The following is a 23,365-nucleotide window of genomic DNA, read 5'->3' on the forward strand; positions in this document are numbered from 1 at the left end:
CTCCGGTGTCATCTACAACACTCGAAGAGGGGTCAGAGCAGCCCCTGACGAGTGGCGACGGTCGTGTCCCTACCTCTCGCCCCACTGCACCGCTCAAAGCCCGCTCTGCTGCGCACCCTTCACGCTCACACCTGATCCATAGCCTCGACTACTCCCATATCCTCACCCAGAAACCCGCCGCTTTGATGCTGCCACAGCCGCGCATAGACGCCGCTCTTCCCGAGCAATTCGGTGTGGGTGCCCTGTTCGATGATGCGTCCGTCATCCATGACGATGAGCCGGTCCATGGCCGCAATCGTGGACAGCCGATGAGCGATGGCGATCACAGTCTTGCCCTGCATCATTTCATCGAGGCTTTCCTGAATGGCCACTTCGACTTCCGAGTCCAGCGCGCTGGTCGCCTCGTCAAGAAGCAGGATCGGGGCGTTCTTGAGCATCACCCGGGCAATCGCGACGCGTTGGCGCTGGCCGCCCGACAGCTTGATGCCGCGCTCACCCACAAGTGTGTCGTAGCCGGTATGGCCTTGCTGGTCGCTCAGTTGGCTTATGAACTCATCGGCCTGGGCATTGGCCGCGGCGCTTCGGATTTGCGCGTCGGTCGCATTGGGACGGCCGTAAGCGATGTTGTCTCGAATGGAACGGTGCAGCAGGGAGGTATCCTGCGTGACCATGCCGATGGAGCCGCGCAGACTGTCTTGCGTCACTTTTGCGATGTTTTGGCCGTCGATGCGAATCTGCCCGCTGTCTACATCATAGAAGCGCAGCAGCAAGTTGATGAGCGTGGATTTGCCCGCGCCGGATCGGCCTACCAGGCCGATTTTTTCGCCCGGGCGAATGTTCAGGCTCAGGCCATCGAGTACTTGGCGTTCGCCATTGTAGTTGAAGCTCACATTGTCGAAGGTTACCGCCCCGCCGGAGGTCACCAGCACACCCGCGTCCGGCGCATCCTGCACCTTGGGGCCGCGGGTAAGGGTTGCCATGCCATCCTGTACGGTGCCGATGCTTTCGAACAGCGAGGTCATTTGCCACATGATCCAGTGCGACATGCCATTGATGCGCAACGCCATGGCGGTGATTGCCGCCACGGCACCTGCACCGACCTCACCCTGGTGCCATAGCCACAGGGCATAACCACCTGCGGCCATGATCAACGCCACCACCAATGCCTGGTTGACGATCTCGAACTGGCTTACCAAGCGCATCTGGCGGAAGCCGGTTTGCTTGAAATCCTCCATCGCTGCACGCGCGAAGTGCGCTTCACGATTGGAGTGGGAGAACAGCTTCACCGTAGTGATGTTGGTGTAGGCGTCTGAGATACGCCCGGTCATCATCGACCGCGCATTGGCCTGTTCCTGCCCGACTTTCCCCAGGCGGGGCACGAAGTACAGCATGGCCAGCCCGAACAACACGACCCAGGCAATGAAAGGCAGCATCAGTTTCAGTGCGAAGCCGCCGGCCAGTGCGATGATCGCGATGAAATACACCCCGATCCCGGGTGCGATCTCGATAAGGGTGAACAGCACGTCGCGCACGGCTAGCGCAGTCTGCATCACCTTGGTAGTGACCCGGCCGGAAAACTCATCGGAAAAAAACGAAAGGCTTTGCCGCAGCATCAGGCGATGGAAGTCCCAGCGCAGCCGCAACGGCAGATTGATCGCCAATATCTGGTGCTGCACCATGGTGCGCAACGCCACTAGCCCGACGCTGGTCACCATTACGATACCCATGCCCCACAACACGCGACTTTCCTGCGAAGCCGCATCACCGCCTGCCTGCCAGGTCGAGAGCAGGTCTACGACCTGCCCAAGGAAGGAAAACAGCCAGGCTTCGTAAATCGACACACCCGCACTGAGCAGCGCAAGCGCAAGGATGTAACCGCGGGCGCCCCGCGTGCAGGCCCACAGAAACCGAACCAAGCCATCGGGTGGCGGTGGTACCTCGTCAGGAGGAAAGGGGTCGAGCCTTCGTTCAAACGCACGAAGCATGGTGGTCTCCAAAACGATCAAGTTAAGGAGATTCTGCCATTGAACGCTGGCTTTGAGGGTTTTGCGAAGTTAGAGGTATGGCGCTGTTGGCAGGTCGCTCTGAGGATTGGGTTACCGGGTGCGGGCTCTCATACGTTGCCAGAGACCCGGTCGGCAGGGATAAAACGGCCAGTATCGAAGGGGGCTATTGGCCAAGATCGGACGTTCATCTAAGGACCGCTTTCGGTCGAGGCTGTGTAAAAACGTTTTAGAACACGTTTGATAGTCGGGGTTGGAGCAAGAATCGCGCTCCTACGCAAATTTCTGGTCTGCTGATTACACAAGCACCTGCAGATTTTACGTAGCAACGCAGACTTCAAAACGGCGCATGCGTTTTTACACACTCTGGCCCCATAGCTGCCGATCAGCAGCGGCAGAAATCGGCCAAAAGCCGCCATTCAGGCCAGCTAAAAAAACTGGATGGATTGATGCATTCACCAGGGGTGACAGGAATGGGATATTGATTATCGCAACACGCAATGCATAACGATGACGCTCAAAAACGCTCCGATTGCAAAGATCCCCATTCCAAACGTGATGCCAAGAAGCAGAGGATGTTTCTACAAGGGCACCGTCAAACCAGCCTCTGATGCAACGCCAGAGGCCTCCCGCACCGATTTCGCACCATCTTGCTCGCTCCGTGTCTACATTCCTCTCTAGCCACCATCTCGTTTGGAGTTCGCACTGTTACCACTCCATCTAACGATTCACCGCTGCTATGCTTCGCCTTCTCGAGATAGTATATCGCTCTATGGTAGACAGATCTGCGCGCTTTGGCTGGTAGCAAAGCAGTTTATAAAAATATCAATAGAGTTCGAGAAGAACCATAACCTCCGTCATTAAATCTAAACACGCGAACTACGCAGAGAAAATATTATGGACGATGAGACACCCTTCGAAACATTCTTAAAGCCGCGACTCGAAGCCATTCACAAGATGATGATGGCCGGTTTTTATGGAAGTGGAGAGCTAAGTAGCGCAAGCAAAGGGCATGAGCGAGAATTATTTATCAATACGTTTTTATCTCAGATCTTCCCCCCAAATTATCGTTTTGGAAACGGAGACATTATTGACGGACACAACGAGAAAAGCGGGCAAGTAGATATTGTTATCGAATACTCAAACTTTATGAGCTTCCCGTATTTATTCGGAGGTCCGCGACTTTATCTGGCAGAAGGCGTTGCCGCCGCAATAGAAACGAAAAGCAATTTATGCGGGCAATGGGAGGAAGCCCTAGCCACGGCGGCGAAAGTCAAGGAGCTAAAGCGCATTTTCATACCTGACCGCGACAAAGAACTAGCTCCAATGCTAGAGAAATCCCGAGCTTTTGCTTCCGCTCTGGGCCAACCAGGGACTTCACCTCAGGTAACCTATGAGACGCAGTCTTATTCTTCCGTCATAGTCAATGAGAAATATCCCCCACAACAGATTCCAGTATTTATAGTAGGCTACAAGGGCTGGCAAAATAAAGAAACGCTCAACCAAAAACTGAAAAGTGCTAACGGACTGGTCGACGCTATACTTACGCTAGACCCTTTGATGTATCACTCCCGTAGCGGCGCAAGCTCACAAGGAGTCGCAGCTCTGTTCCAGTTCATTGACGGACTATTTCACTACGTACAGAAGAATTTTATGCAAGCCCCCATGAACGATATATATTTTATGCCGCGAAATTTCCATGAGCGCTTTTTTAACAGCGAGTTCGACCAATAAAAACCCAAAACGCCATCTCAATTAGAGACTGAATGACCAGCACTTTCTTAAATGCATCAGGCGGTATCACCCATCAATTGTCAAGCACAAAGCAGAGTGAGATCATAGCTAACATTATTTATGGGTATATGGATTCGATATGGCAACTACAGCAGGTTTTCTGGTCGCGGTAGGAATGGCAGTCACCTGCCACCCCCCGCACAGATCCGTACGTGCGGAATTACCGCATACGGCTCCTGCCTTGGGTTTTGACGCCGAAGCGGGTTATGGGATGCGGATGCATTGGTAGCTCTCTTGGATAGGGCATGAATAGCCGGGCCAACGTAGCCATGCGTTCCCAGTTCAGACGGTGCCGCTGACTTCGCCGTTTAAGAGCATGCCTCCACGCACCGATCACTTCACGGCGAAAGGCATCCAGTCGCCGTGTGTTACCGGGTACGTGATAGTAGTTGCAGTAACCTTTAAACAGACGGCTCAACCATTGTCCGATTACCGGGACGGGCTCATGCCTGCGCTTATCCGCAACGGAAATCCGTACGATTCGAAAAGATCCCAAACGTCCTCGCGATCGAAGAGCCGCCACCCCAGTGTCGTGAACTGCATCAGGTCATCCTCGCCGGGAAAGGAGTAGTAGGCCCCGGCAGATGGATCTTGAGACGTCCCCGTCATGGGCTCATCGCGCTCCAAGCGCCTGATTGCGTTCATGATGAGACGCGCGCCTGGTTGATAAAGTGAAAGGATGTGCCACAGCAAGGAGCGCTCCTTTTCGACTGCCACACGCGCAGTCTCAATGATGCGACCAACATCAATACCGGGACTGTCGATCCAATGGAGAGTACAGCCGATCTCCGGGTCCCCGTTCAGCAGCGCCCGGAAGGTCGCGAGAACACCGCGATATTGAGGCAAGAGGCCAGAGTGAAGATTGAGGACGCCGCGTGGCGGAATTGCCAATGCTTCATTCTTCAGGATTTGACCAAAGCGGATTGAGATGAACAGATCCGCTCCCACATCCTTCAGCATTTGCAGGCCCGCAGGATCTCTCAAGCTGGGCAATACCCGCACAGGAACCCCAAAGCGTTGCTGCAGTTCTGCAAAACCGAATCGATGCCCGCTGCTGACCTGGTCGCTCGATCCGATTAACCCAGGGGCCAAGGCATTGAAGAAGTCCTGCTCGATCAATGCCAGTTGTCCGAGCATGCGTGGCACCTTCCTGCCCGATCCCACTCTCTCCGAGAGGAATATTCCCACTGTGCTCTCGTGAATCTCGGGCAACAGGAAATTGAGAGTGAGATTGCTCTCCACGTCCCGGTTCACCAGAAAAGCGATTCGCAACTTCAGACCTCCGGCAGACCTGCCTTGAGATGCAGCAACGGCCAATTCCACACAAGCGGATCGATCCCATTCCCATTGTTTTGCCACGACGTATGGACGGAAGGCCCGATCTGCTCAATCAATTCCGGCATCAGACATAGCATAGTTGCTCTTTCGTCATTGCTACGTCCCCCGGCGGCTCCTGGCCGTTCTCTGCCGATCATGGTTACAAAGCGTGCTGGTGAAATCCGATGCAATCGGTGGTCCGAACGAAAGCAAATGACTGGTCAGGTCGAATGCAAACGGGTGGTCAAGTGGAGTGCAATTGCGCAGTGAACAGGTGAACCGAGTGAACTGCTGTTCACCAGTGCATTTGCACTATGGCTTGGGATGTCGCAGGGGACCCTGGGCATTTCGGATAGAAACGGGGCAAAGAACCCGCGCGTTCGTGTTAGCGGCTGGATTTTTGAAGTTGGTTGATTGGTTGACGGAGTTGACTCGGTTGACGAACACCATGCGTGCGTAATCAGCAACACAAAGGTCCATCGTTACCGATGCGGTAACGATGGCCCTTTTTCGATCAGATCCTTTCAATTTCAACGACTGAAATTTCAGTAACTTTCAGAATTTCCCACTAACTCATTCACGCGGGTTTCCGACCCCGTGTTCTTTCGAATGTGCCAGGGGGCCCCGGCCTTATCTGCTGGGAATCGGCGTGTCGACTGAAAGTAGACTTGACTAAGCTGGTTTAGAAGAGGGTTCAGAGATAGGCAAAAAATCGTCCTCACCATATGATGTGCGCCCAAGGATACCGGCACAAGGCCATTAAGAGGATGCAATGGAACCATATCTGTGTGAAAACTGTAGACGCCACGAAAATCTAGGTGACTCAGAAAGAAAGCCCATGGCTGACGAACATTGCGCGATGTGTGGCGTCACGATTTCGTACGGACCACGTAGCAGAAAAAAAATCTCTGTCACAGGCAGCAATCATCGGCAAGTGCTAGAGGTCTCGCAGGATCTTTCCAAACACCATGCCTCGAAACCACTTCACACTCTCATAACCCACTGGTCGTTCTGGTTCGGCACTCTGCTGGTAATTTCAGGTACGTTGATAACCATTCTTGGTTTCACCGGCGAAGCAGAGATCTCCTTATTTGGTCAGACTATCAAGTCCACCAGTGTAGGAATCACGATGGGTTTCCTAGGATTGCTTTCAGTAAGCCGAAATATAAAGAACGTCCTCCATCACGACGGCAACAGTTGAACCAAGCGGATCCAGAACAACAATTCGTGTATCCCAATCTGTATCCCTATCTATATAATCCCGCTGCAAGACACGAAACATATGGGGCATACGAGTCTCCCTCGGGCACCAATTTTAAGAAAGGCCTTGCTTAGCAAGGCCTTTTTTTCGCCTGCAGGAAAGTGCCGACGACCGTCCTGCAAGACATCACAAGGATCCACCTCATGGAATTGCCACTGGAAACAGTCGCCCTTTTCTCCCTCAAGCTGGCGTACGAGACAGAAGGTCAAAGCCCGATTTTGCGGGATGATCCGATCATGGGCGACTATCAGCGGGAGATATTCGAGTTGCTGGTGCGCCGGGGTGATATCGAGGCGATCCAGCGTAAAGTGGCCGAATGCGTGGAATTGGCGCTGGCCGCTTTAGGTGGTGTGGACAAACCCCTGGGGCGCGAACTGCACAGGTTGGCCGCTGATTTCAGCCAGGAGCAGACGATGGAGCAGTTGCAGGCTCCGCTCATTGCACTCAGGGATTACTTGAAAGATATTCAGTGACTGACAGGCTCGCCTAAAGCGCGGCTTATCGAGCTTTTACATGGATGATGCGGTTCAACAAGGAGAACACCATGAGGCAAATAACGGTCGCGGGATCGCAGGGCGATCTTGCGGTGATTGAAGCAGGACAGGGTGAAGGTTTGCCAGTGCTCTTCCTCCATGCGGACTCTGGCCGGGCCAGCCAGTGGGCGGGAATGCTCGAGCCTATCGGACGCGACCGGAAAGTCTATGCCCTGGATTCACGGGGCAGCGGAGAAAGCTCCCCGGCTGCGGATGGGGACTATTCCTATGCAGGGCGCGCGCAGGACATCATCGATGTCGCGGCAGCCTTGAATCTAAAACGCTTCTTCATCGTGGCCCATAGTGGAAGTGGTGCCGCAGCGCTGGACTATGCCGCCCGATACGCCGAGCGGGTGGCAGGGCTATTCCTGCTTGATCCCGCGACAGATCCGAGGGCACTTCCCAGTGACGTTCGCGCCGGCATGCTGGAGGCGCTCAAGGGGCCAACGAGCCTCGGTGTGCAACAGGGATTCTATGCCACGATCGCGGGCAACAACCCACAGGTACGGTCCAGAGTTCTGCAAGACTGTGCTGTGGTCGATCCGGCGGCACGGCTGGGGTTTGCGCTGGCGTTCGCCGACTGGAACCCGGAACCCGCGCTGGATGCCTGGAAAGGTCCGGTTTTCCTCTTGGTCAGTAGCGCGAACGACAATCCAAATGCGCTCTATGCGTTACGGCCGCAGTTACCCCACGCTGTAGTGGCCGATACGGGACACTGGATGCAGCTTGACCAACCAGACAGGGTCGCGCAGGAAATCCTCAGTTTCATTGCCAGCGTGCGATAGCCAGTTAGTCGGGATTTGACGGAGGGCGACTGTCGTCGATCGCCCTCATTTCTCGCGCCACACTGATCTGCGCATCTATTCACTAGACCGTGCCCCGCGCAAAAGCCGGGCTTCCTTCATCAGCCCTACCACCAGCGCCGATAGAATCAATGCAATCGAAAGCCCTTCATTGAAATCGATCCTGTGCCCGAGCATCAGCATCGAACCGGCGATCCCGAATACCGGAATCAGCAACGACAGCGGTGCCACTCTGGACACCGGGTATTCCCGCAACAATAGATTCCAACCCCAGTAACAGAAGTGCGTCGCCGCATAGACCTGAAACAACAGCGAGAACAGCGCCACCCACTCAAAGTGGGTGACCAGGGCGGTAAACGGCGCAGTGCCATGGGCCAGCCAAGTGAGTAGCAACAAGGGAATTGGCGGAAACAGGCTGGCCCACACCACAAAGGCAAACATTTCCCGGACCTTTGACTGCTTGATGATGACGTTGCCGACACTCCAGCTGAGTGCACTCACCAGCAACAAGCCATAACCGACGGTCGTTGCCTCGCCGGGGTTGCTGACAATAATGCTGATCAAGCCCAGTGCGGCAAGCCCCACGCCCAGTATCTGTCCAAGGCTCAACTGTTCTCGAAACAGCAACACGCCCCAGCCCATAGTGAAAAAAGCACTGAACTGGATCAACAGCGCAGCGGTTCCTGGTGGCACACCCAGTTCGATGCCCAGATTGATCAGCGCCCACATCGCCACCCCGAAAATCAATCCATAGGCCGCCAGCCAACCCATGGCGATCGGTGGGCGCCTGACAAAAAACACCCACGGCAATGCCGCCAGCGTAAATCGAAGAGCAGTCAGCAACAGCGGATCAATCGCCGCCAGGCCCAACTTGGTAATGGGGAAATTCAGCCCCCAGACGGCCGTCACCGACACGGCCAGGATCAGGTGTTTCTTTTGCATAGTGCGCGATTCCAGAAGACAGGTCCTCCAGCTGAATGCTGCCGAACAGGGCGTCACTATGGGTAATAGCTAATACGGCCCGCTTGCACTATCAGGTCAGAGATCAGTAGATTTGGGCCATGCGCGCAACTGAAATCGATCCCTACGAACACACACCCCGCGATGCCGTGGTCACCGCCAACGACTATCGGGACGGCCAGCACTTTGCGCTGCACTGCCATCTACGCGGGCAATTCGCCTACGCCGCCTGCGGCGTGATCACGGTATTCACCGACCAGGGCAACTGGGTCGTGCCCCCGCAAAGAGCTATCTGGGTCCCGGCCGGTGTGCCCCACGAAATGAGCATGAACGGACCGGTGACCATGCTGAACACCTACATCCGTCCCTCCGCCGCCGCTCGGCTCAATCTGCCTGCGCACTGCCAGGTCTTCGGTGTGTCGGCACTGCTTCGGCAACTGCTGATCCGCGCCACGGACGTTCCGGCCCTATATGCCGAGGAGCAGCGGGAAGGCCATCTCATGGCCTTGCTACTCCACGAAATAGCCGACATGCCGCCCCTGTCGCTCAATGCACCGCTGCCAAGTGAGCCAAGGCTGGCACACGCCTGCCGCAACCTGCTGGAGCAACCGTCGCTGGAAATCGGGATTGACGATATGACCCGGCAGGTTGGCATGAGCCGCCGCACGTTCACCCGGCTATTTCGCCAACAAACCGGCATCAGCTTTGTCGAATGGCGCCAGCAGGCATGCCTGTTGACGGCCGTAGTACGCCTGGGCAACGGGGAGGCAATTACCCGGGTGGCAACTGATCTGGGCTATAGCAGCCCGAGTGCTTTCACCAGCGTTTTCCGTCGAGTACTGGGCGAAGCGCCCAGTCGGTATTTTCCAAAAGAAGTATCTTGAAGCATGCCCATTGAACGCTCTGCGTGCTGATACCCATCCATGAAGCATCGACTCACAACCCGCATCCCCCTTGGTTAGAAAGAGATCGGTGGATCATCTGGCGGATGCAAACATGATGTTCGACGTCTCGCTCAAACGGAGCGCTTTTCACTAACCCTTTTCGGAAACTTCCTGCGGCGCCCCACAGGTGTTGAGTTCTTAATTGAAGCCCCCGGCCTTGAGCTGTGGCTATTTCAATTGACTCAGGGAACACCGCCAGATGAAACGCCATGTGCAGATAATTTCTCTACAGGTTGCCACACCCGATACCGCGTCATCGCGCGGAGCCAATGAATCGATTCTGGACGTTGCCAAGCGTGAAACCGATCGTCGTCAGGAGCAATTGATCGACGTGCTTAGACGGTCACTGACAACCCTGCGAAAGCAGCCGATTGTTCCCCAGGTACGATTCTTCACCGCCCCCGAACTCTATTGGAATATTCCATGGAGTTGCGTAAAAAACGCTGAAGAGTTGAGAGCGTTAGAGGTGTTTTACCGTCAATCCATTCAACAGCAGGTGGAGCGAATTATTCGAGCCTTTCCTGCCAAGCGGTGGGGACGCCTGGTTTTATTGCCGGGCACAATTGCGTTACTGACACCCAGCAAGAAAAACTCCCGACGTTTTGAGGCCCTTAATTATGTGGTGGCGGGCAATAACTTCGGGCCTGATTTTTTGAGGCAAGGCCCTTTCATTTCCCTGTGGCCCAAACGCAATACTGCGCTGATCGATTTCTTGGGGTTATCAGTGCAACAAGCAGTAGAAAAGGACAATAAACTCATAATCTTCGACCCGGAAACGGCTGCGCCAGAGCTTTTTGAAGGAGACCCTCCGTTAGTATTTGTCTATCAACTTTCTAACACCCTGCAAGTTGAGGTCTATGAGCTCAGCACCGCTACCGCGAAACACTGGCAAGGGGGGCGACTACAGCCCTTGTTTGATAACCGGGTAGCGCCGGGACTGTCCTTTGGCATTGATATTTGCGCCGACATAGGCCTAGGGCGGCTGGAGGAGTTATACGAATCGGAGGTCAAGCTCGATTTTTTAATAGCGGCGGGCCAGCCGATTCCTCCGGGCCTTGAATTGCCCACGTCGGTACAGTATCTGATCCGCAACGATGGGCGTGCGGGCCGATCGGCTGAGGGCGTCGAGCGAAACCAATGTGAGTTGTGGACAGTGGTAGAGGGGAAAACCCGTGAAGTACTACCGGGGCGACAGTTGTCCGAGGGAGCCTGGTTGCACCAACTGGAGATCAATTAACACCTGTGGGGATTGCCGTTGTTTGTAGTGGTCAACTAATTCCAGACACCTCGATAGGTGGTTCCGACGCCATCGCCCGTTCATAAACGGTTGGTGGCAGATATCCCAGTTTCGAGTGCAGCCGCTCGTTGTTGTAAAACCCAACGATGTATTCCGTGATGTCACGTATGAAGAGAAAAGGGGACAGATTTGTTTTTATGCTGCGGTTGCACACCTCCTGCCTTTCGCCGCGAAGGTCTGGAACAAAAGTAACTCTGCCCCCCCTTTTCTGTCTCTTCTTTGCATCCCTCCTTGCACCCCGAACTACCAAATCAAATTCAAGGTCGGTTGTGTCACACAGGCTGATCCCGCTCGCTTGGTCGCGCAAGCGTGTTTTTACGATATACCCCATACCGCCTGCTTACGTTCATGATGCCGGGAAGTCAGGCCAACACGGACTTTTAGCCCCTCTCCATGAGCACTCTTTCGATGATGTCTGCCCTTGTACTGAACAGTCACCCACTCACACCCAACCCCTCCGACACCAGCGTCCCTTGGTGGAGTTTCACCAAAACGGTGCTGGCCGCCACGGCGCTGTCCTTGGTGCGCGACGGCCTGGTTGGTTTGGACGACCCGGTGCTGGAAGGCCCGTTCACCCTGCGTCAACTGCTGCGCCATGAGGCCGGACTGGCGGATTATTCCGAACTGACGGAGTACCACACTGCGGTTGCCAATGATGAAGCCGCGTGGCCGGCCGAGGAGATGCTGAGTCGTCTTGATGCATCTACACTGCGATACGCCCCGGGATCCGGCTGGCGCTACTCGAACGTTGGCTATCTGCTCGTGGCACGGCTGATCGAACGCACCACCGGTCTGGCGCTGGAAGAGGCGCTGATCCAACGGGCCCTGAAGCCTTTGGATGTTTGCCACGTCCGGCTCGCCAAACAATGCGCCGACCTGCAAGGCGTGCCTATGGGGGCAGCCTCCCGCTACGACCCCGCATGGGTCTATCACGGCCTGCTGGTCGGGCCACTGGGGCGAGCGGCGACCTTCCTCGATCGACTGCTGGCCGGCCATCTGCTGCCGGAGACGCTGCTACAGGACCTGCAGACAGTCCGTCATCTGGGCGGGCCGATCCCCGGGCGACCCTGGACTTCACCCGGTTATGGCCTGGGTGTGATGCATGGCCCGGTTGAGGGTGGCTTGACCCTGTGCGGGCATACCGGCGGCGGGCCGGGTAGTGTAGTGGCGGTTTATCGAGCGACTGACGGTGAAGCATCTGCGACCTGTGCAGTGTTTCAGGAGGGCGCCGATGAAGGGGAGGTCGAAGCCGCTGTCGTAAAAGACTTGCGGGGTGCCTTGGGCAAAGCGGACTAGAGACAAATCCAAGGCCTGCGGTTCACGGCTTGCGCCGCACCAGTCTGATTCAATCCGTGTGCTAGGCTTTTTCCCGATTGCCCATGGCCAATGAAGGCCGCCTCAACACACTGGAGTTATCCGATGAATACATCTGCCTCGTGGTTGCTTGCACCGGTTTTTGCCTTGTTGCTCAGCGGTTGTGCCGCTGTGGGCGCGGGCAGTGGCGGTGCGGGGGAAATGGAGATTCGCAGCGGCAAGATCGAGCAGATCACGCTCACGCAGATGCAGACCAATCACGACAGCGGTGTCGGGGCGATTCTGGGCGGGTTGGCCGGGGTCGGTATCGGCAGCCTGATCGGCAACGGCACCGGCCGGGACGTGGCCATGGTCGCCGGGGCGCTGGCCGGGGCGGCGGGCGGTAATTATGCAGAGAAGAAACACTATGACCAGCCACAGCAAGCGCAGCAGGTTATCGTGCGGGTGAAGAGCGGTGTGCTGGTGTCGGTGACCCAACCGATCAATCCTGCGCTGAGCAAAGGCAGCAATGTCTACATCGAAGGCAGCGGCAACGAGGCTCGGGTGGTGCCGCAAAGTTGAGCCCCCGGGGCAGGTTCACGGCACGCCTTGAGGCCTGTCTGCCTGCCCCTACCCCTCCAGCACCGGCAACACCACCCTCGCTTCCAGCCCGCCGATCTTGCGGTTCCTGACCGTCAGCTCTCCCCCATGCTCCAGCACGATCGCCCGCGCGGCTGACAAGCCCAACCCCACGCCGCCGGTGTTTTTATTGCGCGAGCCTTCCAGCCGGTAGAACGGCACAAACACCTGTTCGTAGCGGTTGTCCGGGATGCCCGGCCCACGGTCCAGTACGCGAACAATCACTTGCTTCTCGTCGCCGCGCAGTTCGATGGCCGGCTCACTGGCGTACTTCAGGGCGTTTTCCACCAGGTTGGTGATGACGCGTTTGAGGCCCAGCGGGCGACCGACGTAGACCAGCCGGGGCGGACCGCTGAAGGGGATCTCGATGGACTGGTCGCGGTAATCGTCGATCAGGGTATGCAGCAGTTCGGCCAGGTCAAACGGCGTGGCTTGTTCGAGGCGCGCATCGTCACGGAAGAAGTCCAGGCTGGAATTGATCATGGCGTGCATTTCATCGACGTCGCGGAACAGTTTTTTCTGCAGCTCCGGGTCGCCGATGAACTCACCGCGCAGGCGCATGCGGGTCAGGGGCGCGCGCAGGTCATGGGAGATGGCCGCAAGCATCTGGGTGCGGTCCTTGATGAAGTGCTGCAACTGGGCCTGCATGGCGTTGAACGCGAGGATGGCCTGGCGGATTTCGTTCGGGCCGACCGGCTCGATAGGCGGGGCGCGAAAGTCGACGCCAAAGCGCCGTGCGCCCTGGGCAAAGGTTTTCAGGGGCCTGGCCAGGCGGCGAGTGGCGATCAGGGCGACCAGGCCGGTGGACAACAGCACCAGCATGATGACGATCAGGTTGCGCGCCCAGTGCTCCAGCCCCCAACTGCGCGAGGGCATGCCGAACATCAACCAGGAGCCATCCGTCAATTGCATCACCAAGGCGTACTGGCCGTCCTGCTGTGGCCAATCTTGGGGTTGATAGGCTTCCAGGCGCGGGCTATCGAACAGCTGATGAGCCTTCGGGTTGTTCGTGCGGGTGCTCGCCTCGGGGGTGTCGGGCAGGTTCAACGCGTCATGGCTGGCGCGCCACTTGATGTCGAGGGTGCCGTCGCTGGCGGCCGTGGCCAGTTTTTGCCGCTGCGAGGGTTCCGAGGCCTCGATCACCCGGCTCAGGGATGACAGTTTTTCCAGCAGCCCGCTCTCGGTCAGCGGCGGATACGCCCATACGCCCGCCACTTGGGTAAACAGGGCGTAGAAGCCCAGCGAGGTGAGCATCGCCAGGATGGTGGTCAGGGCGATCCAGCGCGACACGGTGTCCCGCGAGCGCAGGCACCGGCCCCACTTGAGCCCTGTCACTGACGGGTCACGCTAGGGGTGAACAGATAGCCGCCGTTGCGCACGGTGCGGATCATCTCCGGGCGCTTGCTGTCGATTTCCAGTTTACGCCGCAAGCGGCTGACCTGGACGTCGATGCTGCGATCGAACGCCTCATGGGCGCGCCCACGGGCCAGGTCCAGCAACAGCTCGCGGGTGAGGATGCGCTGCGGATGCTCGACGAACACCAGCAGCAGGTCGAACTCCCCGGCCGACAACGGGATCATCACCTGATCCGGTGAGCGCAGTTCGCGTCGCGTGAGGTCCAGTTGCCAGTCGGCGAACTTGATCAGCGGGTGTGGCACCTGGCCGGTCAGCGGACGCACTTCGCCCACCCGGCGCAACACTGCACGCACCCGCGCCAGCAGTTCGCGGGCGTCGAAGGGTTTGCTCAGGTAATCATCGGCGCCCATTTCCAGCCCCACCACCCGGTCGCTCAACTCGCCCATGGCGGTCAGCATGATCACGGGCGTGGTGTATTGCTGGCGCAGGCGCTGGCACAGGCTCAGGCCGTTTTCGCCAGGCATCATCAGGTCGAGGATGATCAAGTCCGGCACCTGGCGCTCGATGGCGGCCCACAGTGAGACACCGTCGGTGGCGACCTCGACGGCATAACCTTGCTGCACAAAAAATTTACTCAGTAGATCAAGGACCTCAAGGTCGTCGTCCACGATCAAAAGATTGCTCACCGGCGCATCACTCAGCGTCTGATAGATCTGACATCTAAAACCATTCGGCGCGCGCCGTCATTTATTTCAACCAGGTCACAAAGAATCAGTGTCGCAAAAAAGCAGACATCTTTAAGCAAGGTGCAGCTGCCAGCATCAAGCTTCCTCTTTTTTCAAAGACTGTCCGCCATGCCTGTGTTCAAGCGCTCCCAAGCACTGTTTCGCAATACCGCACTGCTGCTGACCTTGACCTACCTGTACGGCTGCACCAGTCGTAACACGGCCGACACTTCAGCTACCTGCGCCCAAGTCAGCTACCCGCTGCATGACCCGGCCGAGCAGGTTAACCGCGGTATTTTCTCGTTCAACCAGGTGATCGATGAGTACGCCATCGCGCCGGTCGCTCGCGGTTATGGCTACACGCCGGAGTTCTTCCAGCTGGGCATGCATAACTTCACCACCAACTTCAACGAACCCACGGTGTTCGTCAACGACCTGATGCAAGGCAACGGCAAGCGGTCACTCAACACCCTGGGCCGCTTCACGATCAACAGCACGGCCGGCCTGCTGGGGATGATCGACGTGTCCGACTCGCTGGCGATCCCGCGCCACACCTCGGACTTCGGCCAGACCTTCGGTGTGTGGGGCATCGGTGCCGGGCCGATCGTTGAAATGCCGGTACTGGGCACCGCCAACAGCCGCGACGCGGTCGGCAAGGTATTGGCCGCGGCCTTCAACCCGTTCGGCGACAACAGCGACACCGCCGAAACCCTGACCACCGTCGCCAGTGTCGGTGGTGTGATCGACAAGCGCGCCGCGGCATTACCGTTGACCGACACCCTGGCACAACAACCGGATTACTACGCGGCCCTGCGTGACATCACCGCCGAAAAGCGTGCCAAGTTCGTACAGGAAGGCAAACTGGGCGAGTCCGACCCGCAACAGCAACGCTGTAAAGAAACTCCAGCCGATGCCACCTGACACCCGATCGCTGGTGCTCGAGCAGCGCCAAGTCAAACGCACCCATACCCACCTGCACGGCAGCGAAACCAGCCTGCAGCTGTCCGATGACAAGCGCGAGTTGATCCTCAAGCGCTACATCGAAGTGTCCAGCCCCGAAAGCGTGCAGTGGGTGGAGCGCAGTCATCGGGTGCCGGTGGCCACTCTGATGCGCTGGATAATTGCCCACGGCGAGGAGCAAGCGGTGGAGCAAGGCAATGAAGTGCCCGCCCACCGATCGGTGATTTGAACCCGCTCGCGGGCCAATGCTGTGTATTCCCCTCCCCTTTCAGGGCTCTGTCGGCGGCATCATCTGCTGCCTACATCCTCTTGCTTTAGCGCCCCAAGCCCTTACTATCGCTGATTCAGTCGAAGCGTCGTCCCTGCGGCTCCGACGCCTGCCCTGCGCCTTGAAAGGACTCAACGATGAACAAAACCCGGATTGCCACTGCTGTCCTCACGGCCCTGCTCGGCAGCGCCCAGGCTCAGGCCGCCGCCACGCCTGCCGCCGATAAGGCGGTGCCCGTGACCGTCGACAACTTCATCCGCGCCGAATCGGACATGTACGTGGGCGCGCTGACCCAGCAAGGCGGCCTGGGCAAACTGCTGCACCGTCGCGAAGCCGCTTCGATCGAACACCAGACCGTCATCCGCCTGAACCGCGACACGCTCTACTCCTCCGGGGTGTTCGACCTCGACGCCGGGCCGGTGACCATCACCCTGCCGGAGCCGGGCAAGCGCTACATGGCACTGCAAGTCATCAACCAGGACCACTACGTGCCGAACGTGTACTACGGCGCCGGCAGCTACACCCTGACCCGCGAAAACGTTGGCACCCGCTATGCGGTGACGGCCATCCGCACCCTGGTCGACCCGGCCAACCCGGACGACATCAAACAGGTGCAGACACTGCAGGACGCGATCAAGGTCAGCCAGAAAGCCCCTGGCTCGCTTGAGTTGCCGCAATGGGACGCCGCCAGCCAGAAAAAGGTGCGCGATGCCCTGCTGGTACTGTCCTCGACCATCCCGGACTTCAAGAAAGCCTTCGGCACCCGGGACACCGTCGACCCGATCCGCCACCTGCTCGGCTCGGCATCTGCCTGGGGCGGTAACCCGGACAAAGACGCCACGTACCTGAACGTCACCCCGGCGCAAAACGACGGTAAAACGGTGTACCGCCTCACCGTTAAAGACGTACCCGTGGACGGCTTCTGGTCTGTGAGCCTGTACAACGCCGAAGGCTACTACCAGCCCAACCCGGCCAATGCCTACACCCTCAACAACCTCACCGCGAAGAAAGCCGATGACGGCTCGATTGCCATCCAGTTCGGCGATTGCCAGGCGACGACCGTCAACTGCCTGCCAACGGTTGCGGGATGGAACTACACCGTGCGCCTGTACCGTCCGCAGGCGCCGATCCTGAATGGCACCTGGACATTCCCCGAGCCGGTTGCGGTCAAATAATCAGTTGATGCGGGGCTGGTTGCCGGCCCCTTTTTCACGTGCGCATATGTAAGCCTGGACATATTTCTGCGGGCCGGCTGCGGTATCATCGACGGCTAATTTGCGCCAAGAGCCCCACCCCCGGATGTCCATGCCCGCCCTGCCCCTCGACACTCAATCACCTTTGCCCGCCGTTTTGGTCGGCCCGCTCCTGCGGCGCCTGGAGCCGACGCGCCTGGTGCTGTGGCTAGTGGGGTCGCGGGCGCTGACGCTGACGTTGCGCCTGTCGACAGGCGGCGACATCGCGCTCGACGCCAGTCGCTGCCAGGTGATCCCGGTCGGCAGCCAGGCCTTTATCCATCTGATCGACGTCAACCTGGACGCTGCCCTGCCCTGCGACGTGGCGATTGAGTACGACCTGTTGATCACTCAGGCCGATGGCACGTCCAGCGGTATCGCCGAGTGGGCACCGCACCTGATGTATGGCGATGCGCAGCAGCCGAACTTTGTCCTGCGCAGCCGCATTGATCAGCTACTCCACGGATCCTGCCGCAAACCTCACCACCACGCCCCTGACGGCCTGCTGTGTGTCGACCAGCTGTTGGCGACCACCCCTGTCGCCGAGCAACGACCGGCGCTGTTGATGATGAGTGGTGACCAGGTCTATGCCGACGATGTGGCAGGGCCGATGCTGCGGGCGATTCATGCCTTGATCGAGCGCCTGGGTCTGTTCGGCGAGCACCTGGACGGCGCGGTGGTGAACGACAGCGCCGCGCTCTACGGGCACCCGGCCAGCTACTACCATCGCGCCGACCTGCTGCCGGCGCTGTCGAGCAACGAAACCCTGCGCGAGCGGTTTTTCGGCGGGGCGCGCAAGCCGATTTTCACCAGCAGCAGCGCCGACAATCATCTGGTGACCTTCGCCGAAGTCATGGCCATGTACCTGCTGGTATGGTCGCCAACCCCCTGGACGCTGATCGCCCCCCAACCGCCGGCCCTCACTGCGCCACGAAAAGAACTCTACGAGCTTGAGCAGGTGCGGATCGATGCCTTCAAGGAAGGGCTGGGCGGCGTGGCGCGGGTATTTGCGCACTTGCCGTGCCTGATGATCTTCGATGACCACGACATCACCGACGACTGGAACCTCAGCGCCCAGTGGGAAGAAACCGCCTACGGCCATCCATTTTCCAAACGCATCATCGGCAATGCCCTGATCGCCTACATGCTGTGCCAGGGCTGGGGCAACAACCCCGATGCGTTCACCGCGCTTGTGGATAAAACCCACGCCCTGAACGCCCGGGACGGTTACCTGGACAGCGCCGCGCAAGACGCGTTGATCAGCGACCTGCTGAGGTTCCAGCAGTGGCATTACGTGCTGCCGACCACGCCGGCGCTGGTGGTGCTCGACACCCGCACCCGTCGCTGGCGCAGCGAGTTCAACCTCAAGCAACCCTCGGGGCTGCTCGACTGGGAAGCCCTCAGCGAACTGCAACAGGAGCTGCTCGACCACCCCTCGGCGATCATCGTCTCCCCGGCCCCGGTGTTCGGCGTCAAGCTGATCGAGACCGTGCAGAAAGTCTTCAGCTGGTGCGGTTATCCACTGCTGGTGGATGCGGAAAACTGGATGGCCCATCGTGGCGCGGCGCAGGTGATCCTGAATATTTTCCGGCATTCGCGCACGCCGGGTAACTACGTGATTCTGTCGGGCGATGTGCATTACTCGTTCGTCTACGAAGTACTGATCCGTCATCGCACCGCCGGCCCGCGCATCTGGCAGATCACCAGCAGCGGCATCAAGAACGAGTTTCCGCCCAGCCTGCTCGAATGGTTCGACCGCCTCAACCGCTGGCTCTACTCACCGCGCTCGCCGCTCAACTGGTTTACCAGGCGCCGGCGCATGCAGGTGGTGCCCCATGTACCGGAACACGCACAAGCCGGCGAGCGGCTGTGGAATTCGGCGGGCATTGGCCAGGTGTTCTTCAATGAACAGGGCCAACCGCAGGCGATCTACCAGCACAATGCCAATGGCTCGCCGAAAACCCGGATGGTGGCGCCGTCCCCGGACTGACCGTCAGTATCATGGATACCAAACAATGCCTGCGCGACAGGAGCGAGGTCATGGAACTCCTCGCCCAGGCACAGACCACCCGCTGAAGTTCACTGCTTACGAAGGATACGTATGCTCACACGGAACAAGATGGTCCCCGAACTGATGGTCAGCGATCTCCAGCAGAGCCTGGATTTCTGGACCACGCTGATTGGCTTTCACATCGCCTACGATCGCCCTGAAGAGGGGTTTGCCTACCTCGATTTCGACGGGGTGCAAGTGATGCTCGAACAGCACGACCCACTGGAAGGCCAATGGCAGACGGGGGCACTGGAAGTGCCCTTTGGCCGCGGCATCAACTTCCAGATGACCGTCGATGCCGTCGAGCCGATTCTGCAGCGTTTGGCCGAAGTCCAATGGCCGCAATTCCGCCCGTTTGCCGAAGCCTGGTATCGCTGCGGTGCTGTTGAAGTGGGCCAGCGTGAACTGCTGGTACAAGATCCGGACGGCTACTTGTTGCGCCTGGTCCAGGAACTGGGAGAGCGACCCGCCCGGTAGCCACCGGCGGCCTGATGATGACTGCGAGGCGGCGCCTGGGATGCACCGCTTTCGCTTAATCGAAAAGATGATAATTATTTCACAGTCATCAACCCGGACCGCGAACATTCCATATTAATACAAACAACTAACCACTAAACTTAATTCATTAAATCTGACACACTATCAATGCCACTCCCGATATAAACACAACACCCCACCTGAAACTTCCAGAACTCGCCAGCATGAGACTTAGCGGCTGTCAGGCACTCACCCCACTGCCACAAAAATCACCCCCGGCGCGCCCTTGCGCACTTATCAATTTATCAAAAATGTTTATTTATAATCAGTAAACATTGACCTCCCACGCCTCCCCCCTCCTAATTAACCGAGCCAGGCAGTCTGATACCTGCTGCCCGGAAAGCACCTTGGCATGCAAAAAATCGAGCATGCAAAACGCAACAGCGACGCAGCCCATAAAGCGCTGAGCTACGCTTTCTGCACATTGAACATTCATTCACTCTACAGCCTCCACCCGATACGCTGCGCAACCACACAGGGAACGATCAATGCTCAGAGATGTTTTAATTATTCTTACAGCATCGTTGGTAGTCATTGCACTGTTCCGACGCCTGAACCTGCCACCGATCCTCGGCTACCTGTGTGTCGGGTTGATCGTCGGGCCGCAAGCGCTCGGCTGGGTGAGTGACTCAGAGGGCCTGCCCTACCTGGCGGAACTGGGTGTGGTGTTTCTCCTGTTTTCCCTGGGCCTGGAGTTTTCGCTGTCGAAAATGCTCGCCTTGCGCAAGGTGGTCTTCGGCCTGGGCAGCCTGCAAGTCATCATCTCCAGTGTGATTTTAGGCGGGGCCTTGTACATGGCGGGCTTGCAGGCGAGTGGCGCAGTACTGCTCGGGGCCGGCCTGGCACTGTCCTCCACCGCCATTGTCAGCAAGGAACTGACCAGCCTGGGCGAAGTCTTCAGCCCCCACGGCCAGAACGCGATCGGTGTATTGCTGTTCCAGGACGTGGTTGCGGTGCTGTTGCTGACGATGGTGCCGGTGTTTTCCGGAACCTCCGGACAAGCCTGGTACTGGGCACTGCCCATCACTCTGGGCAAGACGGTCGTGCTGTTCGTGGGTTTGTTCATGATCAGCCGCTGGCTGCTGCCGAAACTGTTCCATGAGATCGCCGCCTCCCGCTCCGCCGAGTTGTTTGTGCTGCTGGCCCTGGTGATTGTCATGCTGACAGCCTGGCTGACCCATTTGCTCGGGCTCTCGCCGGCGCTGGGCGCGTTTCTCGCCGGCATGCTACTGGGAGAAAGCAGCTACCGGCACCAGATCGAAGCCGACATACGCCCTTTCCGGGATATCTTGCTGGGGGTGTTTTTTGTCAGCATCGGCATGCTGATCGACCTGAGCATCTTCCAGAGCCACTGGCTCTTGATCATCGGCTTGACCCTGGCGTTGCTGGTCACCAAGGGCGTGGTCGTTGCCGTCATCCTCCGGCTCAATGGCAGCAACAGCGAAACGTCCTGGCGCAGCGGCCTGGCATTGGCTCAGGGCGGTGAATTCTGCTTTGCCCTGATGACGCAAATGCAAGCCAACAGCCTGGTTTCAAAGGAGCTGAGCGGGCTCTTGCTGACCGCGACCTTCTGCTCGATGGTGGTGACCCCCCTGATGCTGCGAGTGGCCCCGGCCATCGCCAAGCGCCTGCACCAGACGCCGAACGATGAGGTCAATATCGATGAAATCGCCCTGCAAAGCCAGGAACTGCACGGCCATGTGATCATCTGCGGCTACGGTCGCGTGGGGCAGGCCATTGGCCGGGTCCTGATGGGTGAGCAACACCGGTTTGTCGCGGTCGATGATAACCCTGAGCAAATCCAGAAAGACGCCGCCCAGAAGAATGTCCACTACGGTGACTCGCGACGCCCCGAGTTACTGGCCGCCCTGGGCCTGAACCGCGCGCGTCTGGTGGTGATTGCCATCGATGATGCTGACGCCGCCATGACCATCATCCAGGCCATCAGGCACATCAACAGCAGCATCGACATCATTGTTCGCACCCAGGACGATAGCCAGACCACCGAGTTGAAAGCGGCCGGTGCCACCGAGGTGATTCCGGAGGTACTCGAGTCGACCCTGACACTGGCCGCCCACACGCTGATCATGCTGGGCACTCCCAAAGAACGCGTACAACTACGGGTAGACGACGTCAGACGCAACCGCTACCACTTGCTGTAATCCACATCAAACCCGCTCAACAGTCGGTGATAACGGGCGCACTCAAGGATTGAGTGCGCCCTTTGAACATGCCAGCACCCGACGTTGTGAAGGTGACAGAAATAACCATTTTTTAGCGCCTGCATGATGCCGCCCGACATAGCGGCCAAGGCATTACGCACCCACGATTCCCTCAAGGCTAAAACATGCAAACCCCTGCCCCCCTGAAGCACGCCGAAACGCAGCACTGCAAAGATTGCAAGTTAGCCCCCCTATGCCTTCCTCTCTCGCTCAACAGTGAGGATGTCACGGCATTGAACGAGATCATCAAGCGTGATCGCCCGTTAAGAAAAGGCGATTACCTGTTTCGCCAGGGCGATCCCTTTACCTCCATTTACGCCATCCGTTCCGGCACGCTGAAAACTTCCAGTCTGAACAGTAATGGTGAAGAGCACATTATCGGCTTCCATTTGCCAGGCGAACTGATCGGCTTTTCCGGCATGGATATAAACGCCTACACCTCAAGTGCCCAGGCACAGGAAACCACCACGGTGTGCGAAATCCCCTTCGATCAACTGGAGAAGTTATCGGAGCGAATTCCGAAACTGCGTCGCCAGTTGATCCACATCATGAGCCGGGAAATTCGTGACGATCAAAAAATGATGCGGCTACTGGCCAAGAAAAATGCCAACGAACGCCTGGCGGCCTTTCTGGTCAATCTGTCCCTGCGCTTTCACGCCAATGGTTACTCGGCCAATCAGTTTCGACTGAGCATGACCCGCAATGAAATCGCCAACTACCTGGGCATCGCCACCGAGACCGCCTGCCGCACCTTCACCCTCTTGCAACAGCAAGGGCTGATCGCCGCACAGGGCAAATGCATCCAGATCATCGACACCACATCGCTGTGTGAACTGTCCAACCGGTAAGCGCCGTGGGTTCATCCAGGCCCGGCCGTGCTCCTGAAGAGCAACAGCAGTGTGATCCGACTACAGGGATTCCAGGCCACCGTCACTCAGATCAGACCTACAGGGTTTAAAGAAGCGTCTTGAGGACGGCAAAGGTGTAGAGAGGGCTTAATCGAAACTGCCCAGGGAGCAGTTTCGATTTCCGGGACCACTCAGAGGTGCCACCTTGCAAACATGTACTCATTTCTGTACGCCCTTCGTATCAAGTGTAGTGGTCAACTAATCCCGGACACGACTTTAAATTTTTCCTCGGCCCGCGCTGGAGCCAACCCATCGTTGAATTG

Annotated in this window: 20 protein-coding genes; 15 read left to right on the forward strand and 5 right to left on the reverse strand. The window is 58.0% G+C overall.

The genetic code is table 11. The annotated features are described in order from the left end of the window. Positions 1–125: 125 nt before the first annotated feature. Positions 126–1,985, reverse strand: a complete 1,860-nt coding sequence (locus tag AC3WQN_RS14960) for an ABC transporter ATP-binding protein (protein WP_103400536.1) — start codon at positions 1,983–1,985, stop codon at positions 126–128. A 915-nt stretch (positions 1,986–2,900) separates the two neighbouring features. Here AC3WQN_RS14960 and AC3WQN_RS14965 point away from each other — a divergent pair. Next, positions 2,901–3,737 (forward strand): DUF6602 domain-containing protein, encoded by an 837-nt coding sequence (locus tag AC3WQN_RS14965; RefSeq protein ID WP_103400537.1) that lies wholly within the window; start codon positions 2,901–2,903, stop codon positions 3,735–3,737. A 489-nt stretch (positions 3,738–4,226) separates the two neighbouring features. Here the strand turns inward: AC3WQN_RS14965 and AC3WQN_RS14970 are convergent, their stop codons facing one another. Further along, a complete protein-coding gene (locus AC3WQN_RS14970; RefSeq protein WP_256587283.1) occupies positions 4,227–4,934 on the reverse strand; it encodes a formyl transferase in 708 nt (235 codons plus the stop codon). Positions 4,935–5,952: 1,018 nt separating this feature from the next. Here AC3WQN_RS14970 and AC3WQN_RS14975 point away from each other — a divergent pair. The 3 genes from AC3WQN_RS14975 (at position 5,953) to AC3WQN_RS14985 (ending at position 7,693) form a co-directional block, all read left to right on the forward strand. Further along, positions 5,953–6,315, forward strand: a complete 363-nt coding sequence (locus AC3WQN_RS14975) for a hypothetical protein (RefSeq protein WP_146038378.1) — start codon at positions 5,953–5,955, stop codon at positions 6,313–6,315. Positions 6,316–6,518: 203 nt separating this feature from the next. Beyond that, the gene (locus AC3WQN_RS14980) at positions 6,519–6,848 is read left to right on the forward strand and encodes a hypothetical protein (RefSeq protein WP_103400539.1); all 330 of its coding nucleotides are present in this window, start codon (positions 6,519–6,521) and stop codon (positions 6,846–6,848) included. Between the two features lie 71 nt (positions 6,849–6,919). Next, positions 6,920–7,693, forward strand: a complete 774-nt coding sequence (locus tag AC3WQN_RS14985; RefSeq protein ID WP_158248603.1) for an alpha/beta fold hydrolase — start codon at positions 6,920–6,922, stop codon at positions 7,691–7,693. 75 nt (positions 7,694–7,768) lie between these two features. On the opposite strand, the gene AC3WQN_RS14990 is transcribed toward AC3WQN_RS14985, so the two are convergent. Continuing rightward, complete coding sequence (locus AC3WQN_RS14990) at positions 7,769–8,653, reverse strand: EamA family transporter (protein ID WP_103400541.1); 885 nt, start codon at positions 8,651–8,653, stop codon at positions 7,769–7,771. Positions 8,654–8,772: 119 nt separating this feature from the next. Here AC3WQN_RS14990 and AC3WQN_RS14995 point away from each other — a divergent pair, with 119 nt between their 5' ends. The 4 genes from AC3WQN_RS14995 to AC3WQN_RS15010 all read left to right on the forward strand — a co-directional run bounded on the left by AC3WQN_RS14995 (position 8,773) and on the right by AC3WQN_RS15010 (position 12,787). Continuing rightward, a complete protein-coding gene (locus AC3WQN_RS14995; protein ID WP_103400542.1) occupies positions 8,773–9,555 on the forward strand; it encodes an AraC family transcriptional regulator in 783 nt (260 codons plus the stop codon). A 259-nt stretch (positions 9,556–9,814) separates the two neighbouring features. Further along, a complete protein-coding gene (locus tag AC3WQN_RS15000) occupies positions 9,815–10,852 on the forward strand; it encodes a hypothetical protein (RefSeq protein WP_103400543.1) in 1,038 nt (345 codons plus the stop codon). Positions 10,853–11,320: 468 nt separating this feature from the next. After that, complete coding sequence (locus AC3WQN_RS15005; RefSeq protein WP_103400545.1) at positions 11,321–12,208, forward strand: serine hydrolase domain-containing protein; 888 nt, start codon at positions 11,321–11,323, stop codon at positions 12,206–12,208. A 123-nt stretch (positions 12,209–12,331) separates the two neighbouring features. Beyond that, complete coding sequence (locus AC3WQN_RS15010) at positions 12,332–12,787, forward strand: glycine zipper 2TM domain-containing protein (protein WP_103400546.1); 456 nt, start codon at positions 12,332–12,334, stop codon at positions 12,785–12,787. Between the two features lie 48 nt (positions 12,788–12,835). On the opposite strand, the gene AC3WQN_RS15015 is transcribed toward AC3WQN_RS15010, so the two are convergent. Further along, a complete protein-coding gene (locus tag AC3WQN_RS15015) occupies positions 12,836–14,098 on the reverse strand; it encodes an ATP-binding protein (protein WP_103400550.1) in 1,263 nt (420 codons plus the stop codon). A 77-nt stretch (positions 14,099–14,175) separates the two neighbouring features. Beyond that, positions 14,176–14,886 (reverse strand): response regulator, encoded by a 711-nt coding sequence (locus AC3WQN_RS15020; protein WP_095147122.1) that lies wholly within the window; start codon positions 14,884–14,886, stop codon positions 14,176–14,178. Between the two features lie 168 nt (positions 14,887–15,054). Here AC3WQN_RS15020 and AC3WQN_RS15025 point away from each other — a divergent pair, with 168 nt between their 5' ends. The 7 genes from AC3WQN_RS15025 to fnr all read left to right on the forward strand — a co-directional run bounded on the left by AC3WQN_RS15025 (position 15,055) and on the right by fnr (position 23,042). Beyond that, the gene (locus AC3WQN_RS15025) at positions 15,055–15,846 is read left to right on the forward strand and encodes an MlaA family lipoprotein (protein ID WP_103400547.1); all 792 of its coding nucleotides are present in this window, start codon (positions 15,055–15,057) and stop codon (positions 15,844–15,846) included. Next, positions 15,836–16,114, forward strand: coding sequence for a hypothetical protein (locus tag AC3WQN_RS15030; protein WP_103400548.1), 279 nt, complete (start codon positions 15,836–15,838; stop codon positions 16,112–16,114). Before AC3WQN_RS15025 ends, AC3WQN_RS15030 begins: the two co-directional genes overlap by 11 nt. A gap of 176 nt (positions 16,115–16,290) precedes the next feature. Beyond that, positions 16,291–17,328: a DUF1214 domain-containing protein gene (locus AC3WQN_RS15035; protein ID WP_103400549.1), complete on the forward strand. Its 1,038-nt coding sequence runs from the start codon at positions 16,291–16,293 to the stop codon at positions 17,326–17,328. A gap of 124 nt (positions 17,329–17,452) precedes the next feature. Further along, positions 17,453–19,375, forward strand: a complete 1,923-nt coding sequence (locus AC3WQN_RS15040) for an alkaline phosphatase D family protein (protein ID WP_492589524.1) — start codon at positions 17,453–17,455, stop codon at positions 19,373–19,375. A gap of 111 nt (positions 19,376–19,486) precedes the next feature. Then, on the forward strand, positions 19,487–19,912 hold the full coding sequence (locus AC3WQN_RS15045; protein ID WP_103402379.1) for a bleomycin resistance protein: 426 nt from the start codon (positions 19,487–19,489) through the stop codon (positions 19,910–19,912). A gap of 548 nt (positions 19,913–20,460) precedes the next feature. Then, positions 20,461–22,134, forward strand: coding sequence for a cation:proton antiporter (locus AC3WQN_RS15050; RefSeq protein WP_103402378.1), 1,674 nt, complete (start codon positions 20,461–20,463; stop codon positions 22,132–22,134). Between the two features lie 185 nt (positions 22,135–22,319). Beyond that, positions 22,320–23,042, forward strand: coding sequence for a fumarate/nitrate reduction transcriptional regulator Fnr (fnr, locus tag AC3WQN_RS15055; RefSeq protein WP_103402377.1), 723 nt, complete (start codon positions 22,320–22,322; stop codon positions 23,040–23,042). The last annotated feature ends 323 nt before the right edge of the window (positions 23,043–23,365 follow it).

Source organism: Pseudomonas sp. FW300-N1A1 (assembly GCF_058789115.1).